The following is an 18,676-nucleotide window of genomic DNA, read 5'->3' as shown; positions in this document are numbered from 1 at the left end:
GCTGCCCGGCGAACCGGTCAGCCGGCCATCATGATCTGCCGACGAAAGTTTGCCGAAGCCGGATCAGATGAGGTCGATATGGATCGAACCGGCCTGTATGCCACCGCTACGCGTGGCCAGCTTGCTCCGCAGCATCGTCGCCGTCGTGTCGTCGAGCTGTACGCCAACGCTGCTCAGATAGGCGACCGGATCCTTGCTGACGTCGCTGGCAAGGCCGAGCAGGTCGGCGTGGCTGGTGAGACCAGAAGGTGACTTGGCTTTGAGATCGTTACCTGACGCGAGAACCTTTTCGAGATCAATCGTGACAATGCGACCCATGGCACTTCTCCCTTAGGATGGACTAATGATCCATCAAACCCAAGGTTGTACAATACCCCCAGATAGTCAAATGAAATCGATGCGACCAAAGGCTGCGGAATTGTACGGCCATTCACAACGCGCAACACCGTGCTCCCGACATTCTTCCCCGCGCATGTCAGCCTCTTTGAGAACCACCCCTCGGACTATTGATTTGAACAGTTCCAATTTGCCAGACACATTGTTTCCCTGAGTCCAATCGGTGGATTGGGCCAATCAAGGGACTTGCGATGGCAAATCTAACAATCAACGGAAAAACCTTCACACTCGATGTCGAGCCGGATACGCCGCTACTCTGGGCGATCCGCGAGAATGCCGGCCTGACCGGCACCAAATATGGCTGCGGCATTGCACAATGCGGCGCCTGCACCGTTCACATGGACGGCGTCGCCATGCGCTCCTGCGGCGTTTCGGTCAGCGAGGCCGAGGGCAAGAAGATCACCACGATCGAGGGGCTCGCCTCCGGCGATACATTGCACAAGGTGCAGGCAGCGTGGATCGCGAAAGACGTTCCGCAGTGCGGCTACTGCCAGAGCGGAATGATCATGGCGGTCGCGGCGCTTCTCGCCGAGAAGCCGAAACCGACTGACGCCGATATCGACGAGGCCATCACCAATATCTGCCGCTGCGGCACCTTCCAGCAGGTGCGCGAAGCGATCCACACGATCGCCAGCGCCTGAGGAGCCGCCCTATGAACAAGCACGTCTCTCCCAAGATGAACCGCCGCGCCTTCGTCGTCGGCACCGCCGCAGTCGGCGCCGGCCTCGCCATCGGCCTCGACCTTCCTTTCGGCGGCCCCGCCGTGGTGCGCGCCGCCGACGGCTCGCCCGAGGTCAATGCCTGGGTCGTGGTGAAGCCCGATGACACCGTGGTGATCCGCATCGCCCGCTCCGAGATGGGCCAGGGTTCGCTCACCGGCCTTGCCCAGCTCGTCGCCGAAGAGCTCGAATGCGACTGGTCGAAGGTCACGACCGAGTACCCGACACCCGGCCAGAGTGTCGCCCGCAAGCGCGCCTGGGGCGATTTCTCGACCGGCGGCAGCCGCGGCATCCGCTCCTCGCAGGACTATGTCCGCAAGGGCGGCGCCACCGCACGCGTGATGCTGATCGAGGCCGCCGCCAACGAGTGGAAGGTACCGGCCTCCGAATGCACCGTCGCCAAGGGCGTCATCACCCACAAGGCATCGGGCAAGACCACGACTTACGGCAAGGTCGCCGAAGCCGCCGCCAAGCTGACGCCGCCGGCCGACGTCAAGCTCAAGGACCCCAAGGACTGGACCATCGCGGGCAAGGGACTGCTGCGGCTCGACACCGCCGACAAGACCAATGGCACCATGATCTACGGCATCGACGTCAAGCTGCCGGGCATGCTGAACGCCGCGATCAAGGACTGCCCGGTGTTCGGTGGCAAGCTGAAGAGCTATGACGAAGCCAAGGTCGCCGGCATGAAAGGCGTCAAGAAGGTCGTCAAGGTCGGCGACACCGCGGTCGCCGTCGTTGCCGACACATGGTGGCACGCCAAGACCGCGCTGGAAGCGATGCCGATCGTCTGGGACGAGGGCGAGAATGCAAAAGTCTCCAGCGAGTCGATTGCGAAGTGGCTCGCCGAAGGCCTCGACGACGCACAGCCGGCCTATGTCGGCAACAAGAACGGCGACGTCAAAGCGGCGATTGCCGGTGCGGCGAAGAAGGTCGAAGCCGTCTACAACTATCCTTACCAGAACCACGCCACGATGGAGCCGATGAACGCCACCGCGCTCTACACGGCCGACAAATGCGAGGTCTGGTGCGGCACGCAGAACGGCGAGGCCGTCTTCGCGGCGGTGCTGGAGGCCTCAGGCCTGCCGGCCGAGAAGTGCGACATGTACAAGGTGATGCCCGGCGGCGGCTTCGGCCGGCGCGGCCAGACCGATTATGTCCGCCAGGCCGTTCTGATCGCCAAGCAGATGCCGGGCACGCCGATCAAGCTGCTGTGGTCGCGCGAAGAGGACATGGCGCATGGCCGGTATCACCCGGTCACCCAGTGCAAGATGACCGGCGCGTTCGATGCCAATAACAACCTGGTCGCGTTGCATTACCGCCTGTCCGGGCAGTCGATCCTGTTCTCGCTGCGCCCCGAAGCGCTGCAGAACGGCATGGATCCGGCCGCCTTCCAGGGCGTCGCCCAATCCGGCGAGGCCGCGATCGGCTATTCGGTGCCGAACCTGCTGGTCGAGCATGCGATGCGCAACCCGCACGTCCCGCCGGGCTTCTGGCGCGGCGTCAACGTCAATCACAACGCGATCTACATGGAATGCTTCATGGACGAGCTGGCCCATTCCGTAGGCCAGGACCCGCTCGAATTCCGCCGCAAGCTGATGGGCAACCATCCCAAGCATCTGGCGGTGCTCAATGCCGTCGCCGAAAAGATCGGCTGGGACAAGCCCGCGCCGCAAGGCGTCTATCGCGGCATCGCGCAGGTCATGGGCTATGGCAGCTATGTCGCCGGCGCCGCCGAGATCTCGGTGACCGAGGGCAGCAAGATCAAGGTGCATCGCATCGTCGCCTCCACCGATCCCGGCTACGTCGTCAATCCGGCGCAGGTCGAGCGGCAGATCGCGGGCTCCTTCGTCTATGGCCTGTCTGCGCTGTTCTACGGTGGCTGCACCGTCAAGGACGGCAAGATCGAGCAAACCAACTTCGACACCTTCAACTCGATGCGCATCAACGAGATGCCGAAGGTGGAATCGGTGATGGTGCCGAGCGGCGGATTCTGGGGCGGTGTCGGCGAGCCGACCATCGGCGTCGCAGCACCAGCGGTGCTCAACGCCTATTTCGCCGCGACGGGCAAGCGCATCCGCTCGGTGCCGCTGCGCGACCAGAACATCACCTTCGCGTAAACGAAGCGCTGCGGCGGCCATGACGGCCGCCGCAGTATTTTTGTCTGGATGATCCCGATGACCACGCGCCCGGTGACACGGCGGAATGCCGTGCTCGGCATCACCGCGGCAGCCGTAGCGCTGGCGCGGCCATCGATCCTGCACGCGCAATCCACGGCGCGTGTCGTCGTGGTCGGCGGCGGTTTCGGCGGCGCGGCGTGCGCCCGCGCCCTGAAGCGTGCGCAGCCAGACTTGCAAATCATCCTGATAGAGCCCAATGCGGTCTTCACCTCCTGCCCCCTGAGCAACGAGGTGATCGCGGGCCTGCGCGACATCGAAGCCCAGCAGTTCGGCTACGACAAGCTCGCCGCCGAGGGCGTCACCATGATCAGCCAGGCCGTGACCGCAATTGAGCCGCAGCGGCGCAGCGTGATGACGACCGATGGCGTCGCGCTGCCCTACGATCGCCTCGTGCTCTCGCCCGGCATCGACTTCCATTTCGAAGCCTTGCCCGGCTATGACGAGGCCGCGTCGGAAAAAATGCCGCACGCCTGGAAGGCCGGCGCGCAGACGCTGCTATTGCGCCGGCAACTGGAGGCGATGGAAGACGGCGGCACTGTCGCCATCGCAGTTCCGGCCAATCCCTCGCGCTGTCCGCCAGCTCCCTACGAGCGTGCCAGCCTGATCGCGCACTACCTGAAGACGAAGAAGCCGCGCTCAAAAGTGCTGGTCCTCGATGCCAAGGACAATTTTTCGCAGCAGCGGTTGTTCGAGAAGGCGTGGAAGGAGCTCTATGGCGATATGATCGAGCGCATCGCGCTGTCGCAAGGCGGCCGCGTCACCTCGGTCGATCCCTCGACGCGGACCATCATCACCGAGTTCGGCAACTACACCCCTGACGTCGCCAACGTCATCCCGGCGCAGCGCGCCGGGCGCATCGCCGAGATCGCAGGCGCGACTGATGCGACCGGCTGGTGTCCGATCGACCCTGTGACCTTCGAGTCGAAGCTCGTCCCGAACATCCATGTCATCGGCGATGCCTGTCTCGGCGGCGGCATCCCTAAATCGGCATCGGCAGCGGGCGCACAGGGCAAGGCCTGCGCCGCCGCGATCGTCGCCCTGCTCGCGAACCGTGCGCCGGGGACACCGCGGCTGACCGGCATCTGCTACAACACCGTCGCGCCCGGCTACGGCTTCTCGCTCGCCGGCAATTACCAGCCCAGGGGTGACATCTTTGCCGAGGTCGAGGGCGGCGCGACCAGCCCGGTCGATGCCCCGCGCGAGCTGCGCGCCCGCGAGGCGGCTGAGGCCGAGCGCTGGTTTGAAACCATCACGGCGGACACCTTTGGCTAGTGCACCCCTCCATATCGCAGCGCTGATCGCCGCCGGCCTTGTGCTGGCCTGCGGAGCCCTGGCTTGCGGAGCAAGAGCCGATGAGCTCGTGCCTTACAAGATCATCGGTGACACCATCCCGCAGTCCCTCACGGATTCGCCAGGTGATCCCGCGCGTGGACGCGCGCTGGTGTTGGCGCGCACCACGACCTGCATCCTCTGCCATTCCGGTCCGTTCCCGGAAGTACGGTTCCAGGGTGACCTTGCACCCGACCTCAAAGGTACCGGGAACTGGTGGTCGGCGGGCCAGTTGCGGCTGCGGCTGGTCGATGCGTCGCGCTTCAACCCGAAGACCATCATGCCGTCCTATTATCGCAATGACGGCCTCGTGCGGGTTGGGCGCAATTTCGCCGACAAGCCGATATTATCCGCCGCGGAGATCGAGGACATCGTGGCTTTTCTTGCAACGCTTCGGGACTAGGACTGTTCATGCCGACCACACGACGACAATTCCTGAGCCTCACCGGAGGCGTCACGATCGCCGGGACGATCCCGATCGTGACAATGCGGCCACTTCAAGCGACGCCGGCGATGCTCAACACCGCGATCCGCAACGTCGTCGGCGAAGCCCAGATTCGCACCGGCAAGGTCAAGCTCGACATTCCGCCGCTGGTCGAGAACGGCAACACCGTGCCGATGACGGTCAGCGTCGCAAGCCCGATGACGGCGAACGATTACGTCAAGAGCATCCACGTCTTCAACGAGAAGAACCCGCAGCCCAACATCGGCAATTTTTATCTCAACGCCGCCTCCGGCCGTGCCCAGGTCTCAACCAGGATCCGCCTCGCCGACACCCAGAAGGTGGTTGCCATCGCCCGGCTCTCCGACGACACGTTCTGGCAGGTCGCCACCGAGATCGTCGTGACGCTAGCCGCCTGCACCGAGGAGATGAACTGATGGCCGCGCTCATCAACGTTCCGGCCAAGGCCAAGCGCGGCGACATCATCGAGATCCGCACGCTGACCTCGCACATCATGGAAACCGGCTTCCGCCACACCGCGGACGGCGCGCTGGTGCCGCGCGACATCATCACGAGCTTTACCTGCCGCTACAACGGCACCGAAGTTTTCCGTGCTGACCTGTTTCCGGCGATCGCCGCCAACCCATATCTCTCCTTCTTCACGGTGGCGAAGGAGAGCGGCAAGTTCGAATTCGAATGGATCGGCGACAACGGCTATTCGTCGACCGCATCGGCCCCGATCACGGTCGAATGATCTCTTGGCGCGCGATAGCGGCGGCCACATTGTTGGCCGCGGCCCCTGCCCTGGTTGCCGGCGAAATCCCGTCCGATGCGCGCCGGTCCGGCTACACCTTCATGGGTCCGGACACGCGCGCCATGCAGGATGACGACACCGCCAATCCGGGCATGCTGTTCGTGCTCGACGGCGAGGCGCTCTGGGCGAAAAAAACAGGTAGCGCCGAAAAAGCCTGCGCGGATTGCCACGGCGATGCGCGCGGCAGCATGAAGGGCGTGGCGGCGCGCTATCCCGCCTTCGACAAGGCGCTGGCGCGCCCTGTCACGCTCGACCAGCGCATCAATCTCTGCCGCGCCAATCATCAGCAGGCGAGCCCGCTCCCCTATGAGAGCCGTGACCTGCTGGCACTTTCCGCCTTCGTCGCCCACCAGTCGCGCGGCGTCGCTATCACCGCTGGCGACGATCCGGAGCTGAAGCCGTTCCTCGCGCAGGGCCGCGACCTCTTCATGCAGCGCGAGGGCCAGCTCAACCTCGCGTGCACCAATTGCCACGACGACAACTTTGACAGGCGTCTTGCTGGCGCACCGATCACGCAAGCGCAGCCGACCGGCTATCCCTTGTATCGGCTGGAATGGCAGACGTTGGGATCGCTGGAGCGGCGCTTGCGCAGCTGCATGAGCGGCGTTCGCGCCCAGGCCTACGATTACGGCGCGCCGGAGCTGGTCGCGCTCGAGCTCTATCTGATGTCGCGGGCGCGCGGCCTGCCGATGGAGACACCGGCCGTGAGGCCCTGATCGGCGCGAATTAGGACTAGGCAGACGCGGCGCGGTCGCTAGTATCCGCCTCCAAAGACGATGAGTCACAAGGGGAGGACTAGAAGTGGTCGACACCAGAATCTCGCGCCGTACGCTCTTGACCGGGACCGCAGCGGCTGGCGCGCTCAGCCTGACGGGACTACCGGCGCGCGCCGAGGTCAACTGGAAGAAATATGCCGGGACTAAGCTGGAGGTGATCCTCGCCAAGGGTCCGCGCGGCGACAATCTGCAAAAGAACCTCAAGGAATTCACCGACCTCACCGGCATCCAGGTCGAAGCGGAGCAGATCCCCGAGCAGCAGCAGCGCCAGAAGGTGGTGATCGAGTTCACCTCGGGCCGGCCGAGCTTTGACGTCGTGCATCTCAGCTATCACGTGCAGAAGCGGCAGTTCGAGAAGGCCGGCTGGCTCGCCGACATGACGCCCTTCATGAAGGACCCCAATCTGACCGCGCCCGACCTCGTCGAGAGCGATTTTTCCGCCGCAGGCCTGCAATACGCCAAGAACGACAAGGGCCAGATGCTGTCGCTGCCCTGGTCGGTGGACTATTTCATCCTCTATTACAACAAGGAGCTGTTCGCGAAGAAGGGCGTCGCCGTCCCCAAAACCCTCGACGAGATGGTCGCGGCTGCCGAGAAGCTGACCGATCCCAAGGAAGGCATCTACGGCTTCGTCGGACGAGGCTTGCGCAATGCCAACATGGCGATGTGGAGCAACTTCTTCCTCGATTATGGCGGCGAATTCCTCGATGCCAAAGGCAACATCCTGACCGACGGTCCGGAAGCCATCGCCGCGACCAAGCTATACCAGACACTGCTGACGAAAACCGCCCCGCCCGGCGTCGCCGGCTTCAACTGGATGGAGTCGATGGCCTCCTTCACGCAAGGAAGGTCCGCGATGTGGATCGACGGCGTCGGCTGGGCGCCGCCGCTGGAAGATCCGGCCGCCTCGCGCGTCGTCGGCAAGGTCGGCTACACCGTCGTGCCCGCCGGGCCCAAGGGACAATATTCCTCGACCTATGGCGACGGCATCGGCATTGCGGCGGCGAGCAAGAACAAGGAAGCCGCCTATCTGCTCTGCCAGTGGGCGGTCTCGAAGCAGCAGGGCGCGCGGCTGCTGCAGGCCGGCGGCGGTGTGCCGTTCCGCAACTCGATCCTCGGCGATCCCGAGGTCCAGAAGGGCGTGAAGACCAAGGAGTGGCTGCAGTCGGTGATCGAGTCAGGCAAGATCAGCAAGCTCGGGCTGCCCGTCGTGATCCCGGTCGCCGAATTCCGCGACATCGTCGGCGCGGCACTCACCGCCACGCTATCAGGCGCCGATCCCGCGGCCGAGTTGAAGAAGGCGAACGACCAGTACCGGCCGATCCTGGAGCGTAGCGAAAAGACGTGAGTGCGTTGACACAATCGACTCCGGCTGCGGCACAGTCTGGTGCCGCGCCGGAGAAGGAATTGCGGCCGCCGTCCTATTGGCCGTTCGTGGTGCCGGCGCTGGTCGTCGTACTCGCGATCATCATCTTCCCCTGGGTCTTCACCATCTGGATGAGCCTGAACGAGTGGAAGGTCGGCTCGCCGACCACCTTCGTCGGGTTCTCGAATTATCTGCGGCTGGCCAGCGATCCGCGCTTTCTCGAGTCCGTGGTGCACACCATCGCCTACACCGCGCTGTCGGTGCTGCTGCCGCTGGTGCTCGGCACGTTCGCGGCCGTGGTGTTCCACCAGAAATTCGCCGGCCGCGGTTTTCTGCGCGGTGTCTTCATCATGCCGATGATGGCGACACCCGTCGCGATCGCGCTGGTCTGGACCATGATGTTCCACCCGCAGCTCGGCGTGCTGAACTATTTGCTGTCGCTGGTCGGCATCCCCGCGCAGCTCTGGGTGTTTCATCCCGCGACCGTCATTCCCTCGCTGGTGCTGGTCGAGACCTGGCAATGGACGCCGCTGGTCATGCTGATCGTGCTCGGCGGCCTCGCCGCCATCCCGACCGAGCCCTATGAGAGTGCGCAGATCGACGGCGCCAATCTCTGGCAGGTGTTCCGCTTCATCACGCTGCCGCTGATCATGCCGTTCCTGTTCATCGCCGGCATGATCCGCATGATCGACGCGGTGAAGAGCTTTGACATCATCTTCGCGATCACGCAGGGCGGCCCGGGCTCGGCGTCGGAGACGATCAATATCTATCTCTACAGCGTCGCCTTCACCTATTACGACCTCGGCTACGGCTCGGCAATCGCGGTGGTGTTCTTCCTCCTCATCGTCGCCCTTGCAGCCGTGATGCTCTACGCCCGTCAGCGCATGCTGTGGACAGAAATCGCGAGCGACGCATGACACCCCGTCAGATCATCGGCAAAATCGGCCTGTGGCTTTCGGTGTTCGTCATCGTATCGCCGGCCATCCTGTTCTTCCTCTGGATGCTGTCGCTGTCGCTCAAATTCGAGATCGACAACGCTGCCTACCCGCCGGTGTTCTTCCCCGAGCATATCGCCTGGAAGAACTATGCCGACGTGCTCGCCTCCAACCGCTTCCTGACCTATTTCATCAACAGCCTGATCGTCACGGGCAGTGCGACCGCGCTTGCGCTGATGGTCGGCGTGCCCGCCGGCTACGGCATCGCGCGCATGGCTGCGCACAAATCCGCCATCGTGATCCTCATCGCGCGCATCACGCCCGGCCTGTCCTATTTGATCCCGCTGTTCCTGCTGTTCCAGTGGCTCGGCCTGCTGGGCACGCTGGTGCCGCAGATCATCATTCATCTGGTGGTGACGGTGCCGATCGTGATCTGGATCATGATCGGCTATTTCGAAACCACGCCGCTGGAGTTGGAGGAAGCCGCGCTGATCGACGGCGCCACGCGCTGGCAGGTGTTCCGCCACGTTGCGCTACCGATCGCCAAGCCCGGCATCGCGGTCGCTTTCATTCTGGCCGTGATCTTCTCCTGGAACAATTTTGTGTTCGGCATCGTGCTGGCGGGACGCGAGACGCGCACCCTGCCCGTTGCGGTCTACAACATGATCTCGTTCGACCAGTTGAGCTGGGGCCCGCTCGCAGCTGCCGCGCTGATCGTGACGCTCCCGGTGCTGCTGCTGACGGTGTTTGCCCAGCGCCAGATCGTAGCCGGGCTCACGGCGGGGGCCGTCAAGGGCGGGTAGCTGTGCCTTAGTCGCCACAGACCGGGGCACTCGTACCACAGCGCCGGCAGCGGAAGCTGCCGAGGAAATGACGCAGAAGCACGGCAGGCGACCGAGCCTGCGCCCGGTCCGCGAGCAGGATCATCCGCCCGATCGAGGAAACGAGGGCCTTGCTGTCGTCGACAGGCTCGACAAGGACGTCACATCTCGACGCCGTTCCCTCTTTCAGATCAAGAAGTGGCCGCTGATCGAACCCTGCTGCAGACGTCGAAGAACCTTCTTCGGCATAGAGGACCACCTGACTTCCAAACAGGGCATACTGATAGTCCAAACGGCATTGCCTACACTTCAACCAACCTTCTCTTCCCTGATGGAAAAGATGGCCAAGATCGAGACGCCTGTCTGTCGCGGCGAGGCCTCCGAGCAGCGGCATCACAACATTCTCATCTCCACGGTTTTCCAGAAGTGCGCGCTCACATATCTCGCTCACGGCCGTCAGAGAGGACAGGAATTCGCGCCTGATCTCCTCGATCGTACCGAGGTCTGAGCCAACGATCGCCCCCGCAAGCAAGATCTGCTTATAGCGCGGCAACAATATCGTACGTTCATGATGCGCGTTCAACCTGCCCGGCCCTTCAAGGCGCGCGACGAGATCACGATAGCAGTCGAGCTTTTGATCCCATTCTTCAAGGGTCTGGGGAAGTCCGGAAAGCGATTGATCTTCGCCTTGGTGGCCAGGCATCAACGCGTTGAGCACGACGTATCCGCAGAAGAGCGCGATTTCGAGCCGTTGGTGCCGGTTGGCGTCGACTTGCGCAATCGTCAGAAGATGCGGGATCGCGGCATAAGTTGCCCCATAACACGTGCCCTGGTGACATAAGCAGTCCCATAAGAGTGACCTCGCGCTCTCGTCGTCCCAAGCTTCCGAAAGTCTGGCCAGCAGTTGCGGAATGTCCCGATCGCGATGCGCGTCGTCCAGCTTCTTCCAAAGTGGATGGTCCAGCGGCAGCATCGAAAGGCCCGTTGAGAGCTTGTCTGCCATCGAGAGTAGAGCAGCTTGGCCAAGTCAGGCAAGACAGCCGAGGTAGCGCTTGAACATAGCCCCGCATCAGCTGACCCGGGAAAAAGAAACGGCCGGGACACAGCCCGGCCGTTCCGCAACAATTGAAGTCGATGCCTACTCCGCCGGTGCCGCGTGCATGTCCGCATGCGCAATGTAGTGCTCGCTGGTGCGACGGCTGAGAACGTACAGTCCGGCGGCCACGACGGCATAGGCGAAGGCGACGGACGGCGTGACGCCAAAGCCGCCACCGATGCCGACGGACTCACCGTGCATGAAGCCGAAATAGGTGAGGACCGCGCCGACCAGCGCGAAGGCGGAAGCCTTCTCGAAGTCACGCTCGATGATGAAGACACCGATCGCGCCCAGGATGAGGCCACCGAGGATGGAGCCACCGCCCATGATCTCGAGCCCGTGGTAGAACACGCCCTGCTGCGGAAGTGCCGCGATCGCGGCGGTCTTGACCGCGTCGGCCTTGTCGGCGGCCATGCCACCGACGGTCGCCGCCGCATTCATGGTCGAGCCCAGCATCGTGTCGATCTGGAGCTTGGCCCAGGCCGCAAGATGCGGGGTCAAGGCTAGCACGATCGCGGGCGCGTGCTTGACCGGCGTAGTCTGGAACGCCTGCGCACCGATGAGCATGCCGATATAGAGCAGGATCGGCGAGATCGCGACGACAGGCACCAGCGCCAACAGCACCGGGATGATGCCGAACCAGGCCAGCACGACCACCATGACGCCGGTCGCAGCCGAGTAGCCGATGCGGCCGCCCATCGCCTTCCAGCCGGGATGGCCGATATAGACGGCGTTGATGAACGGATTGCCCATCAGGCAGCCAATCAGGCTGACGACGCCATCGGCGGTCAGCACGCGTGTGGTCGGATATTCGTCGCCGGCCGCTTCCGCGCTCTCGACATTGTCCATGGCCTCGACGAGGTCGTAGATGCCGAACGGAATGGCTGTGACCAGGATGATTCCGAGGAATTCGAAGCCGGAGAAGACGTAACCCACGGCCGGGATCGGCACAGAGAAGCCGAAGCTGGCAAAGGCATCGCCGACGCCCTTGATGCTCAGTCCGCCGAGATTGAGCCCGAACAGGTTCGAGCCCCAGGCGATAATCATGCCGACCGCGATCGCGATCAGGCCCGCCGGGATACTCTTTGGGTACTTCACGCCACCAAACCAGCTCACCAGAATGATGGCGAAACACACGAGACCGATCTGCGGCGTCATGTACATTTCGAGCGCAGGGCGCATCGAGATGAAGGTGACGGAGACGCCGGCGAGCGTGCCGAGCAGTGCCGCGCGCGGCGTAATTTTACGAATGAAAGGCGCAATGAAGCCGCCGATCATGAGGATAAAACTCTGGAAGAACACCCAGACCAGACCCGCCGACCAACCCTTGAGCGGATCGCCGGTCTTGATCGTGATCGGCAGCATGATCACGAAGGTGACAATGAACATGTGGGGCACGCTGACGCCTGACGGTAGCGCGCAGACATCGCTGCGACCGGTCTTCTGCGCGAGACGATAGGCGAGGTACGCGTAGTAGAAGGTCGACAGACACATCATCAGCCCAAGCGCGGGCAGGATTCGGCCGAACACGAGTGAGTCCGGCATCTTCAAGACAAAGCGCAACAGGCCCGTGAGCACCAGCATGTTGACGAGGATGTTGGTGCCGAAGCCGAAAAACGCGTTCCAGTCGCCTGATGTCCATAGTGCCGGCTTGAACTCGGACTTGTTCATCTCAGATTTGCCGGCCGTCCCCGTCGATGTGCTCATGATATCACCCCCTATGTGGTCGAAGTCTTCATTGCCTCCAAGACTGCGGCTGAGTCCGCGACCCAGCCGAAGATACCGCCCTGGGCCTTGATCATCTTCAGGCCCATCTCGTGAAATTCGGGGAAGTAGGATGCGCAGCCGTCCGAGATGACGACGCAGCGATAGCCGCGGTCATTGGCCTCGCGCACGGTGGTGTTGACGCACACTTCGGTGGTGACGCCGCACACCAGAAGATTCTCGATGCCGTATTTCTCCAGCACGTCGGTGAGCTCGGTGGCGTAGAACGCGCCCTTGCCGGGCTTGTCGATCACGACCTCGCTGTCGAGCGGATAGAGCTCGGGGATGATGTCGTGGCCGGCCTCACCGCGAATGAGAATGCGCCCCATCGGGCCTGGATCACCGATGCGCAATGACGGCGCGCCGCGCTCGACCTTTGCGGGCGGCGCATCGGAGAGATCGGGCAGATGGCCCTCGCGGGTGTGAACCACCAGCATGCCGGTGTCGCGCGCCGCCTTGAGCAGCGCACCGATCGGCTTCACCGCGCGCGCAAGCTGGCTGACGTCGTTGCCGAGCGTCTCGCCGAACCCGCCGGGCTCCATGAAATCGCGCTGCATGTCGATGATGACGAGTGCCGTGCTCGACCAGTCGAGCTTGATCGGCTCGGGCTCGGCGCTGATGACGCCCAGTGTTGGCTTGGTTGAGTTCAACATGACGCAAGGCCCCCGCGAGAACTCTCTTTTGCCAGGAGTTCTGCAAGCGCCGTGCCATTGTGTACAATAGCGACCGGGCTAACGGCACGGGAAAATTCGCTGCTCTGTCAAAATGTTATCGGAAGAGCGGGGGTCTGCTTATTCGCTGTGCGACGGCTTTGCGACGGGCATTTGCTTAAACGATGAGCGACAGTGAAGCTTGCTTTTTAGCGGGCAGCGTCTCCCGTGCTCCCTCCACGTCATTGCGAGGAGCCCTTGCGACGAAGCAATCCAGACTGTTTCCGCGGAAGGATTGTGGATTGCTTCGCTGCGCTCGCAATGGCGGGGATAGAGCGAGGGCGACAGTCAGACAGTTGCCGTCGCAGCGCTCGCCACCGTCGCCCCCTCCGCCAGATGCCGCCCCGCAATGTACCCGAACGTCAGCGCCGGCCCGAGCATGATGCCCGGCCCGGGATAATTGCCATTCATGATTGAGCCCATGTCGTTGCCGCAGGCGTAGAGGCCCGCGATTGGCGTGCCGTCCTCGCGCAGCACGCGCGCCTGCGCATCGACCCTCATGCCGATGGCGGTGCCGAGGTCGGCGGGATAGATGCGCATCGCGAAGAACGGCGCGCGCATGATCGGCGCGACACAGGGATTGGGCTTGTGGGCGGCGTCGCCGAAGTAGCGCTGGTAGATCGTGCTGCCACGTCCGAATTCGGGATCACGGCCCTCCTTTGCGCTGGCATTGTAGCCTGCGACCGTCGCAGCGAGCGTAGCCGGCTTGATGCCAATCTTCGCCGCGAGCTGCGCGATATCGGGAGCCTCGACCAACTCACCGCTCGCCACGTAACGCCGAACGCTATGTGTGAACGGCTTGATGCGGCCGAGGCCGTAGCTCCACAGGAACGGGCGGTCGCAGATCAGGTAGAACGGGCGGTCCGGCTCACCGTTGGCGTCGCGCAGCATGGCGAGCACGAACTCGTGGTACGATAGCGCCTCGTTGACGAAGCGCCGGCCCGCCGCATTCACGGCGATCACACCGGGCTTGGCGCGGTCTGTCACCGTATGCGGGAATACGCCGCGGCTGCCGTCGGCGCGGCGGAACAGGGAGGCCGGCACCCAATAGGCCGGGCTGGTCGCCTCCGTGTTGAGCGCGGCACCGGCCGTGATCGCCAGCCGAAGGCCGTCGCCCGTGCCGGCCGTGTTGGTGGTTGAGACGAATCCAGTCGCCGCCGGAAAGAAGCGTTTGCGCAACGTAGCATCGTGTGAAAATCCGCCGGTTGCGACCACAACACCGCGTCGCGCGGCGATCGGGCGATCGCGTGAGCCGTGACGGATCACCACGCCGCTGACGCGATCGCCCTGCATCGACAAATCCTCGACGTCGGCGCTGAAGAAGATCTCGACCTGCCGCGCCAGCAGCGAGGCATAGAGCCGCGCCGCGAGCGCATTGCCGAGATGCAGCGTCGTACCGCGGGGGCTGCGCAACCTCTGCAAGGCGTATTCGGAAACCAGCCGCATTGTGCGCAGGGTCGAGCGCAGCGATTTTCCGACCCGGCGCAGATGCGGGATGTCGAGACGATTGACCATCATCCCGCCGAACAGCGTGAACTCCGGCAGCGGCGCGCGCAGCCGCGCGAAATGCGCACCCAGCCTTGTGCCGTCGAATGCGACGGGCTCCAGCACGCGCCCGCCTGATGTCGCGCCTAGCCGCTCCGGATAATAGTCCGGATAGACCGTCACGGGCTGGAGGCGCACCTCGGTGTTGGCTTCGAACCAGGCGACCGCCTCCGGCCCGCGCGCAAGGAACGCGGCCCGCAATCCCGCATTGGCAGGCTCGGGCACCGTGCTCGACAGGTACTGGACGGCATCCGTGATGCTGTCCGAAAACCCCGCCTCCTTCATCTTGGGATTGGCGGGGATCCAGATCATGCCGCCGGACCAAGCCGTGGTGCCGCCGACGAAGGCTGTCTTCTCGATCACGAGCACGCGCAAGCCTTCGGCAGCGGCCACCGCCGCGGCCGTCATGCCACCGGCGCCAGCGCCGATGACAATGACGTCGTAGGTCTCATGTGCCGGCATCATGCGGCGAGCTTCTGGAAGCAAGGCATGACACCGTCATACCCCGCCTCGCCTGCCGAACGCTAGCGGGCCGGCTTGCGCTCGATGGGGTCGATATCGATCGCCCGCAGGCGGCCGAGCCGCAGCACGTCCATGGCGAGCCGCCGGCCGATCCGGTCGCGGTCGAGCACGCGGATCAGATCGTCGACGCCGTTGATCTCGACGCCATCGAGCCTGATCACGACGTCGCCGGGCAACAGGCCCGCCTTTGCCGCCGGGCCATCAGGCTCGATCTGAGCGAGCAGCGCTCCCATCTTGTTCTCGACGCCGGCCAGCACCGCGTGCCGGCGCGGGACCGGCGCAGTCTGCCCGGCAACGCCGATGAAGGCGCGGCGGACGTAACCGTGGCGGATGATCTCCGACAGCACGAATTGCGCGGTGTTGCTGGCCACCGCAAAGCAGATGCCCTGCGCGCCGTTGATGATGGCGGTGTTGATGCCGATCACCTCGGCATTCGACGACACCAGCGGCCCGCCGGAATTGCCGGGATTGAGCGCGGCATCCGTCTGGATCACGTCCTCGATGGTGCGCCCGCTGACCGAGCGGATCGAGCGCCCCAGCGCCGAGACCACGCCGGCGGTCACGGTCGATTCAAAACCGAGCGGATTGCCGATCGCGATCACGAGCTGGCCACGCTTGAGACTCTTGGAGTTGCCGAGCGCGGCATAAGGCAAGTCGCGCACGCCATCGGCACGCAGCAGCGCGAGGTCGGTGTCGGGATCGACGCCGAGCACCCGGGCATCGCCGACGTTTCCTTCGACATCCCGCAGGCGAATCTCTTTCGACGAGCCGACCACGTGGCTGTTGGTGAGCACGAGCCCATCCGGCGAGATCACGATGCCGGAGCCGAGCCCGCCGCGCTCGCGGCCGTTCGGTACCTTTGGACCGGTCTCGACGCGCACGACGGCAGGGCCGACCCGGTCGGTCACGTCGATCACGGCGTTGGAATAGGCGTCCAGCAAAGCCCGGTCATTGTCCGGGGCAGCCTCCGCCGTTCGCGATGACGGTCCGTCATCGGCGATATCTGAGGAAAAATCCAGCATGGCAAAAGTCCTTGAGGCTCACACAGATGGTGGCCTGTTCCCCCCGGCGCAAGTGGCTCGCCAGGGGCGTAAGGCTGGACTGCCAAGGTGGCTAGGGCGCCCGCCGCAGCGTGCCCGCCCTGGCCTTCACCGGATCGAGCAGTGACCAGTCGCCGTCGGGGAGCGCATAGCCCTTGGGGAACGGCGCGCGCAGCTCGAGCCCGAGCGAACGCAGCACACGGTCATCACGGTAGTAGCATTGCAGCACCACGCGGACGAGCGTTGCGGCAGCCGCGCCGCCGGTGCCGCGAAACTCCTGCGCCACCGCATCGCGCTTCGCAGCGTCGAGCTCGGCGAGCGGCTGACCTGCCAACCGCGCCAGATGGTCCAGCGCCGCTACCACTAATTTGGTATCGCGGCCGAGCGTCGCAAGGATATCTGCCTGGATCGCGGCATCGTCGGCACCGGGCACCTTATACTCGTCGCTGGCGGGGACGATCATCGCGGCGACGGTGCGGAGGTCGTCGCGCTGGAGGCGTGTGAGTTGATTGTCTGCGGACATGACGGCCTCAATCAAACAAGTTTGCGAGGCGCTGCTTCATCTGGTCGGCGATGTAGAGCGCGAGGGCCTGGATGGTGGACGTCGGATTCACGCCGCCCGAGGTGACGAAGATGCTGCCGTCGACGATGAACAAATTCTTCACGTCGTGCGTGCGGCCCCATTCGTTGACGACGGATTTTTTGGGGTCGGTGCCCATTCGCGCGGTGCCGAGCAGATGCCAGCCACCCCAAGGGATCGGGGAATTGACGCAGATGTCGGTCGCCCCCGCCGTCTCCAATACCTCGCGGCCGCGGGCGAGCGCATGGTCCATCATCTTCCGGCTGTTCTCGCTGATCGTATAGTCGATCTTCGGCGCGGGAATGCCATGGCTGTCCTTCAAGACGGGATCTAGCGTGACCCGGTTATGCTCCTCCGGCAGATCCTCGCAGATCGCGGAGAAACCCAGCCGATGGCCGTTGAGTTTGCGGAAGATTCGGTGATGATCCTCGCCCCACGGCAGAATGCCCTTCTGCTCGCTGACGACGGCCTCAAATACCGGCCCCGCGCCGCGCACGAACTGGACGCCGTAACCGCGCACGAAGCCGCGCGAGAGATCCGTGTCGTACCACTCCTTGCTCCACAGGCAGGTCGGCGGCGCGCGGTTGCTATCAGTCGGCTCCTTCACATAACCGTAGATCTGCGCATAGGGGTGGAACATCAAATTCTTGCCGACGAGGCCGGACGAATTGGCAAGGCCGTTCGGGAAACGGTTGGACTTCGAGTTGAGCAACAGCCGCGGCGTGCCGACGCCGTTACAGGCGATGATGACGACATGCGCGGGCTGAAATTGCTCGACACCGTCCTTGTCGTAATAGACCACGCCCGTGGCCATGCCGTTCTCGTCGGTGGTGATTTCGCGCACCCGGCAATGGGTGCGCAGCTCGACGCCGGCGCGGACCGCATGCGGCCAATAGGTGATGTCGGTCGAGGACTTTGCGCCTTGCGCGCAGGCCGGCGTGCAATGGCCGAGATTAATGCAGCGAGCGCGCCCCTCATAGTCTGTGGTCGCGACCGTCGTGTCCGACGGCCACCAATGCCAGCCGAGCTCGTTCATGGCCTTGCCGATGATCGCGCCCGACAATCCCATCGGCTGCTGCGGCATCGGCGGATGCGTCAACGGAGAGAGGGGATCGCCCGACAGACCTGACGTCCCCATCATCCGGTCGTTCTCTTCGAAGAACGGGGTCAGCGCGTCGTAGTCGATCGGCCAGTCGTCGGCGACGCCGTCGAGCGTCTTCACCTTGAAATCGGAGGGATGCAGCCGCGGCCAGTGCGCGGTGTACATCACCGTCGAGCCACCGACCGCATTATAGTTCACGACCTTGATCGGCGAATTGTCGTCGTTGATCGGATAGTCCTCGGGCCGGCCGCGAATGTTGGGGCTCGACGACCACTCCCCGTAGAACTTGGCCTCCCAGTCCCGACCCGTGCTGGGATATTCCGCCGGGTTCATCCAGCCGCCCTGCTCCAGGCAAAGGATGTGCATCTTGGTCTCGGCCAGCGACCACGCCATCGCCGCGCCTGAAGCGCCGGCGCCGATGATCAGGACGTCCACGGGGTCTTTCATCGAAGCATTTTCCTCCCGCCCTCGCCGCTTCCCGGGCGATTCGGCCTTTGCTGCCATGTCTGCAGCGCCGAACGATAGGGGCAGACCGGCAG

The 18,676-nt window shown here is 63.9% G+C and carries 18 protein-coding genes; 10 read left to right on the top strand and 8 right to left on the bottom strand.

What is annotated here, in order from left to right; genetic code table 11:
• Positions 1-63: 63 nt before the first annotated feature.
• A complete protein-coding gene (locus tag B5V03_RS19030) occupies positions 64-318 on the bottom strand; it encodes a hypothetical protein (RefSeq protein WP_129271936.1) in 255 nt (84 codons plus the stop codon).
• A gap of 269 nt (positions 319-587) precedes the next feature.
• Between B5V03_RS19030 and B5V03_RS19025 the strand changes: the two genes are divergently transcribed.
• From B5V03_RS19025 to B5V03_RS18980, 10 genes are all read left to right on the top strand, one after another.
• On the top strand, positions 588-1,037 hold the full coding sequence (locus B5V03_RS19025; protein WP_092029291.1) for a (2Fe-2S)-binding protein: 450 nt from the start codon (positions 588-590) through the stop codon (positions 1,035-1,037).
• An 11-nt stretch (positions 1,038-1,048) separates the two neighbouring features.
• Positions 1,049-3,235, top strand: a complete 2,187-nt coding sequence (locus B5V03_RS19020; RefSeq protein WP_129271935.1) for a xanthine dehydrogenase family protein molybdopterin-binding subunit — start codon at positions 1,049-1,051, stop codon at positions 3,233-3,235.
• A gap of 48 nt (positions 3,236-3,283) precedes the next feature.
• On the top strand, positions 3,284-4,567 hold the full coding sequence (locus B5V03_RS19015) for an NAD(P)/FAD-dependent oxidoreductase (RefSeq protein ID WP_206736165.1): 1,284 nt from the start codon (positions 3,284-3,286) through the stop codon (positions 4,565-4,567).
• Positions 4,560-5,027, top strand: a complete 468-nt coding sequence (gene soxX, locus B5V03_RS19010) for a sulfur oxidation c-type cytochrome SoxX (RefSeq protein WP_129271933.1) — start codon at positions 4,560-4,562, stop codon at positions 5,025-5,027. The genes B5V03_RS19015 and soxX overlap by 8 nt, the downstream gene beginning before the upstream one ends.
• A gap of 8 nt (positions 5,028-5,035) precedes the next feature.
• Positions 5,036-5,503 (top strand): SoxY-related AACIE arm protein, encoded by a 468-nt coding sequence (locus B5V03_RS19005; RefSeq protein WP_129271932.1) that lies wholly within the window; start codon positions 5,036-5,038, stop codon positions 5,501-5,503.
• On the top strand, positions 5,503-5,820 hold the full coding sequence (gene soxZ / locus B5V03_RS19000) for a thiosulfate oxidation carrier complex protein SoxZ (RefSeq protein ID WP_129271931.1): 318 nt from the start codon (positions 5,503-5,505) through the stop codon (positions 5,818-5,820). Before B5V03_RS19005 ends, soxZ begins: the two co-directional genes overlap by 1 nt.
• A complete protein-coding gene (soxA, locus tag B5V03_RS18995; protein ID WP_164988120.1) occupies positions 5,817-6,596 on the top strand; it encodes a sulfur oxidation c-type cytochrome SoxA in 780 nt (259 codons plus the stop codon). Before soxZ ends, soxA begins: the two co-directional genes overlap by 4 nt.
• Before the next feature lie 85 nt (positions 6,597-6,681).
• On the top strand, positions 6,682-8,004 hold the full coding sequence (locus tag B5V03_RS18990) for an ABC transporter substrate-binding protein (RefSeq protein WP_129271929.1): 1,323 nt from the start codon (positions 6,682-6,684) through the stop codon (positions 8,002-8,004).
• Positions 8,001-8,939: a carbohydrate ABC transporter permease gene (locus tag B5V03_RS18985; RefSeq protein WP_129271928.1), complete on the top strand. Its 939-nt coding sequence runs from the start codon at positions 8,001-8,003 to the stop codon at positions 8,937-8,939. Before B5V03_RS18990 ends, B5V03_RS18985 begins: the two co-directional genes overlap by 4 nt.
• Positions 8,936-9,760, top strand: coding sequence for a carbohydrate ABC transporter permease (locus B5V03_RS18980; protein ID WP_164988119.1), 825 nt, complete (start codon positions 8,936-8,938; stop codon positions 9,758-9,760). Before B5V03_RS18985 ends, B5V03_RS18980 begins: the two co-directional genes overlap by 4 nt.
• 7 nt (positions 9,761-9,767) lie before the next feature.
• Here B5V03_RS18980 and B5V03_RS18975 read toward each other — a convergent pair whose 3' ends face one another.
• From B5V03_RS18975 to B5V03_RS18945, 7 genes are all read right to left on the bottom strand, one after another.
• A complete protein-coding gene (locus tag B5V03_RS18975; RefSeq protein WP_129271926.1) occupies positions 9,768-10,781 on the bottom strand; it encodes a hypothetical protein in 1,014 nt (337 codons plus the stop codon).
• A gap of 135 nt (positions 10,782-10,916) precedes the next feature.
• Positions 10,917-12,581: a regulator gene (locus B5V03_RS18970; RefSeq protein ID WP_129271925.1), complete on the bottom strand. Its 1,665-nt coding sequence runs from the start codon at positions 12,579-12,581 to the stop codon at positions 10,917-10,919.
• Positions 12,582-12,592: 11 nt separating this feature from the next.
• Entirely contained in the window at positions 12,593-13,291 is a 699-nt protein-coding gene (locus tag B5V03_RS18965) for a cysteine hydrolase family protein (protein WP_129271924.1), read from the bottom strand.
• A gap of 345 nt (positions 13,292-13,636) precedes the next feature.
• Positions 13,637-15,358 (bottom strand): FAD-dependent oxidoreductase, encoded by a 1,722-nt coding sequence (locus B5V03_RS18960; RefSeq protein WP_129271923.1) that lies wholly within the window; start codon positions 15,356-15,358, stop codon positions 13,637-13,639.
• A gap of 59 nt (positions 15,359-15,417) precedes the next feature.
• Positions 15,418-16,437: a S1C family serine protease gene (locus B5V03_RS18955; protein ID WP_129271922.1), complete on the bottom strand. Its 1,020-nt coding sequence runs from the start codon at positions 16,435-16,437 to the stop codon at positions 15,418-15,420.
• Between the two features lie 91 nt (positions 16,438-16,528).
• Entirely contained in the window at positions 16,529-16,978 is a 450-nt protein-coding gene (locus tag B5V03_RS18950; RefSeq protein ID WP_129271921.1) for a hypothetical protein, read from the bottom strand.
• Positions 16,979-16,985: 7 nt separating this feature from the next.
• The gene (locus B5V03_RS18945; protein WP_129271920.1) at positions 16,986-18,584 is read right to left on the bottom strand and encodes a GMC family oxidoreductase; all 1,599 of its coding nucleotides are present in this window, start codon (positions 18,582-18,584) and stop codon (positions 16,986-16,988) included.
• Between the last annotated feature and the right edge of the window lie 92 nt (positions 18,585-18,676).

This window comes from Bradyrhizobium betae (assembly GCF_004123905.1).
GTDB classification, from domain to species: Bacteria; Pseudomonadota; Alphaproteobacteria; order Rhizobiales; family Xanthobacteraceae; genus Bradyrhizobium; species Bradyrhizobium betae_A.
The sequence above is the reverse complement of the archived record's forward strand: the minus strand, read 5'-3'. Positions and strand labels throughout refer to the sequence as shown.

Bases quoted from the DNA above. Each gene is read 5' to 3' on its own strand.
- B5V03_RS19030 (WP_129271936.1), bottom strand. From the start codon at position 318: ATGGGTCGCATTGTCACGATTGATCTCGAAAAGGTTCTCGCGTCAGGT.
- B5V03_RS19025 (WP_092029291.1), top strand. From the start codon at position 588: ATGGCAAATCTAACAATCAACGGAAAAACCTTCACACTCGATGTCGAG.
- B5V03_RS19020 (WP_129271935.1), top strand. From the start codon at position 1,049: ATGAACAAGCACGTCTCTCCCAAGATGAACCGCCGCGCCTTCGTCGTC.
- B5V03_RS19015 (WP_206736165.1), top strand. From the start codon at position 3,284: ATGATCCCGATGACCACGCGCCCGGTGACACGGCGGAATGCCGTGCTC.
- B5V03_RS19005 (WP_129271932.1), top strand. From the start codon at position 5,036: ATGCCGACCACACGACGACAATTCCTGAGCCTCACCGGAGGCGTCACG.
- soxZ (WP_129271931.1), top strand. From the start codon at position 5,503: ATGGCCGCGCTCATCAACGTTCCGGCCAAGGCCAAGCGCGGCGACATC.
- soxA (WP_164988120.1), top strand. From the start codon at position 5,817: ATGATCTCTTGGCGCGCGATAGCGGCGGCCACATTGTTGGCCGCGGCC.
- B5V03_RS18980 (WP_164988119.1), top strand. From the start codon at position 8,936: ATGACACCCCGTCAGATCATCGGCAAAATCGGCCTGTGGCTTTCGGTG.
- B5V03_RS18975 (WP_129271926.1), bottom strand. From the start codon at position 10,781: ATGGCAGACAAGCTCTCAACGGGCCTTTCGATGCTGCCGCTGGACCAT.
- B5V03_RS18970 (WP_129271925.1), bottom strand. From the start codon at position 12,581: ATGAGCACATCGACGGGGACGGCCGGCAAATCTGAGATGAACAAGTCC.
- B5V03_RS18965 (WP_129271924.1), bottom strand. From the start codon at position 13,291: ATGTTGAACTCAACCAAGCCAACACTGGGCGTCATCAGCGCCGAGCCC.
- B5V03_RS18960 (WP_129271923.1), bottom strand. From the start codon at position 15,358: ATGATGCCGGCACATGAGACCTACGACGTCATTGTCATCGGCGCTGGC.
- B5V03_RS18955 (WP_129271922.1), bottom strand. From the start codon at position 16,437: ATGCTGGATTTTTCCTCAGATATCGCCGATGACGGACCGTCATCGCGA.
- B5V03_RS18950 (WP_129271921.1), bottom strand. From the start codon at position 16,978: ATGTCCGCAGACAATCAACTCACACGCCTCCAGCGCGACGACCTCCGC.
- B5V03_RS18945 (WP_129271920.1), bottom strand. From the start codon at position 18,584: ATGAAAGACCCCGTGGACGTCCTGATCATCGGCGCCGGCGCTTCAGGC.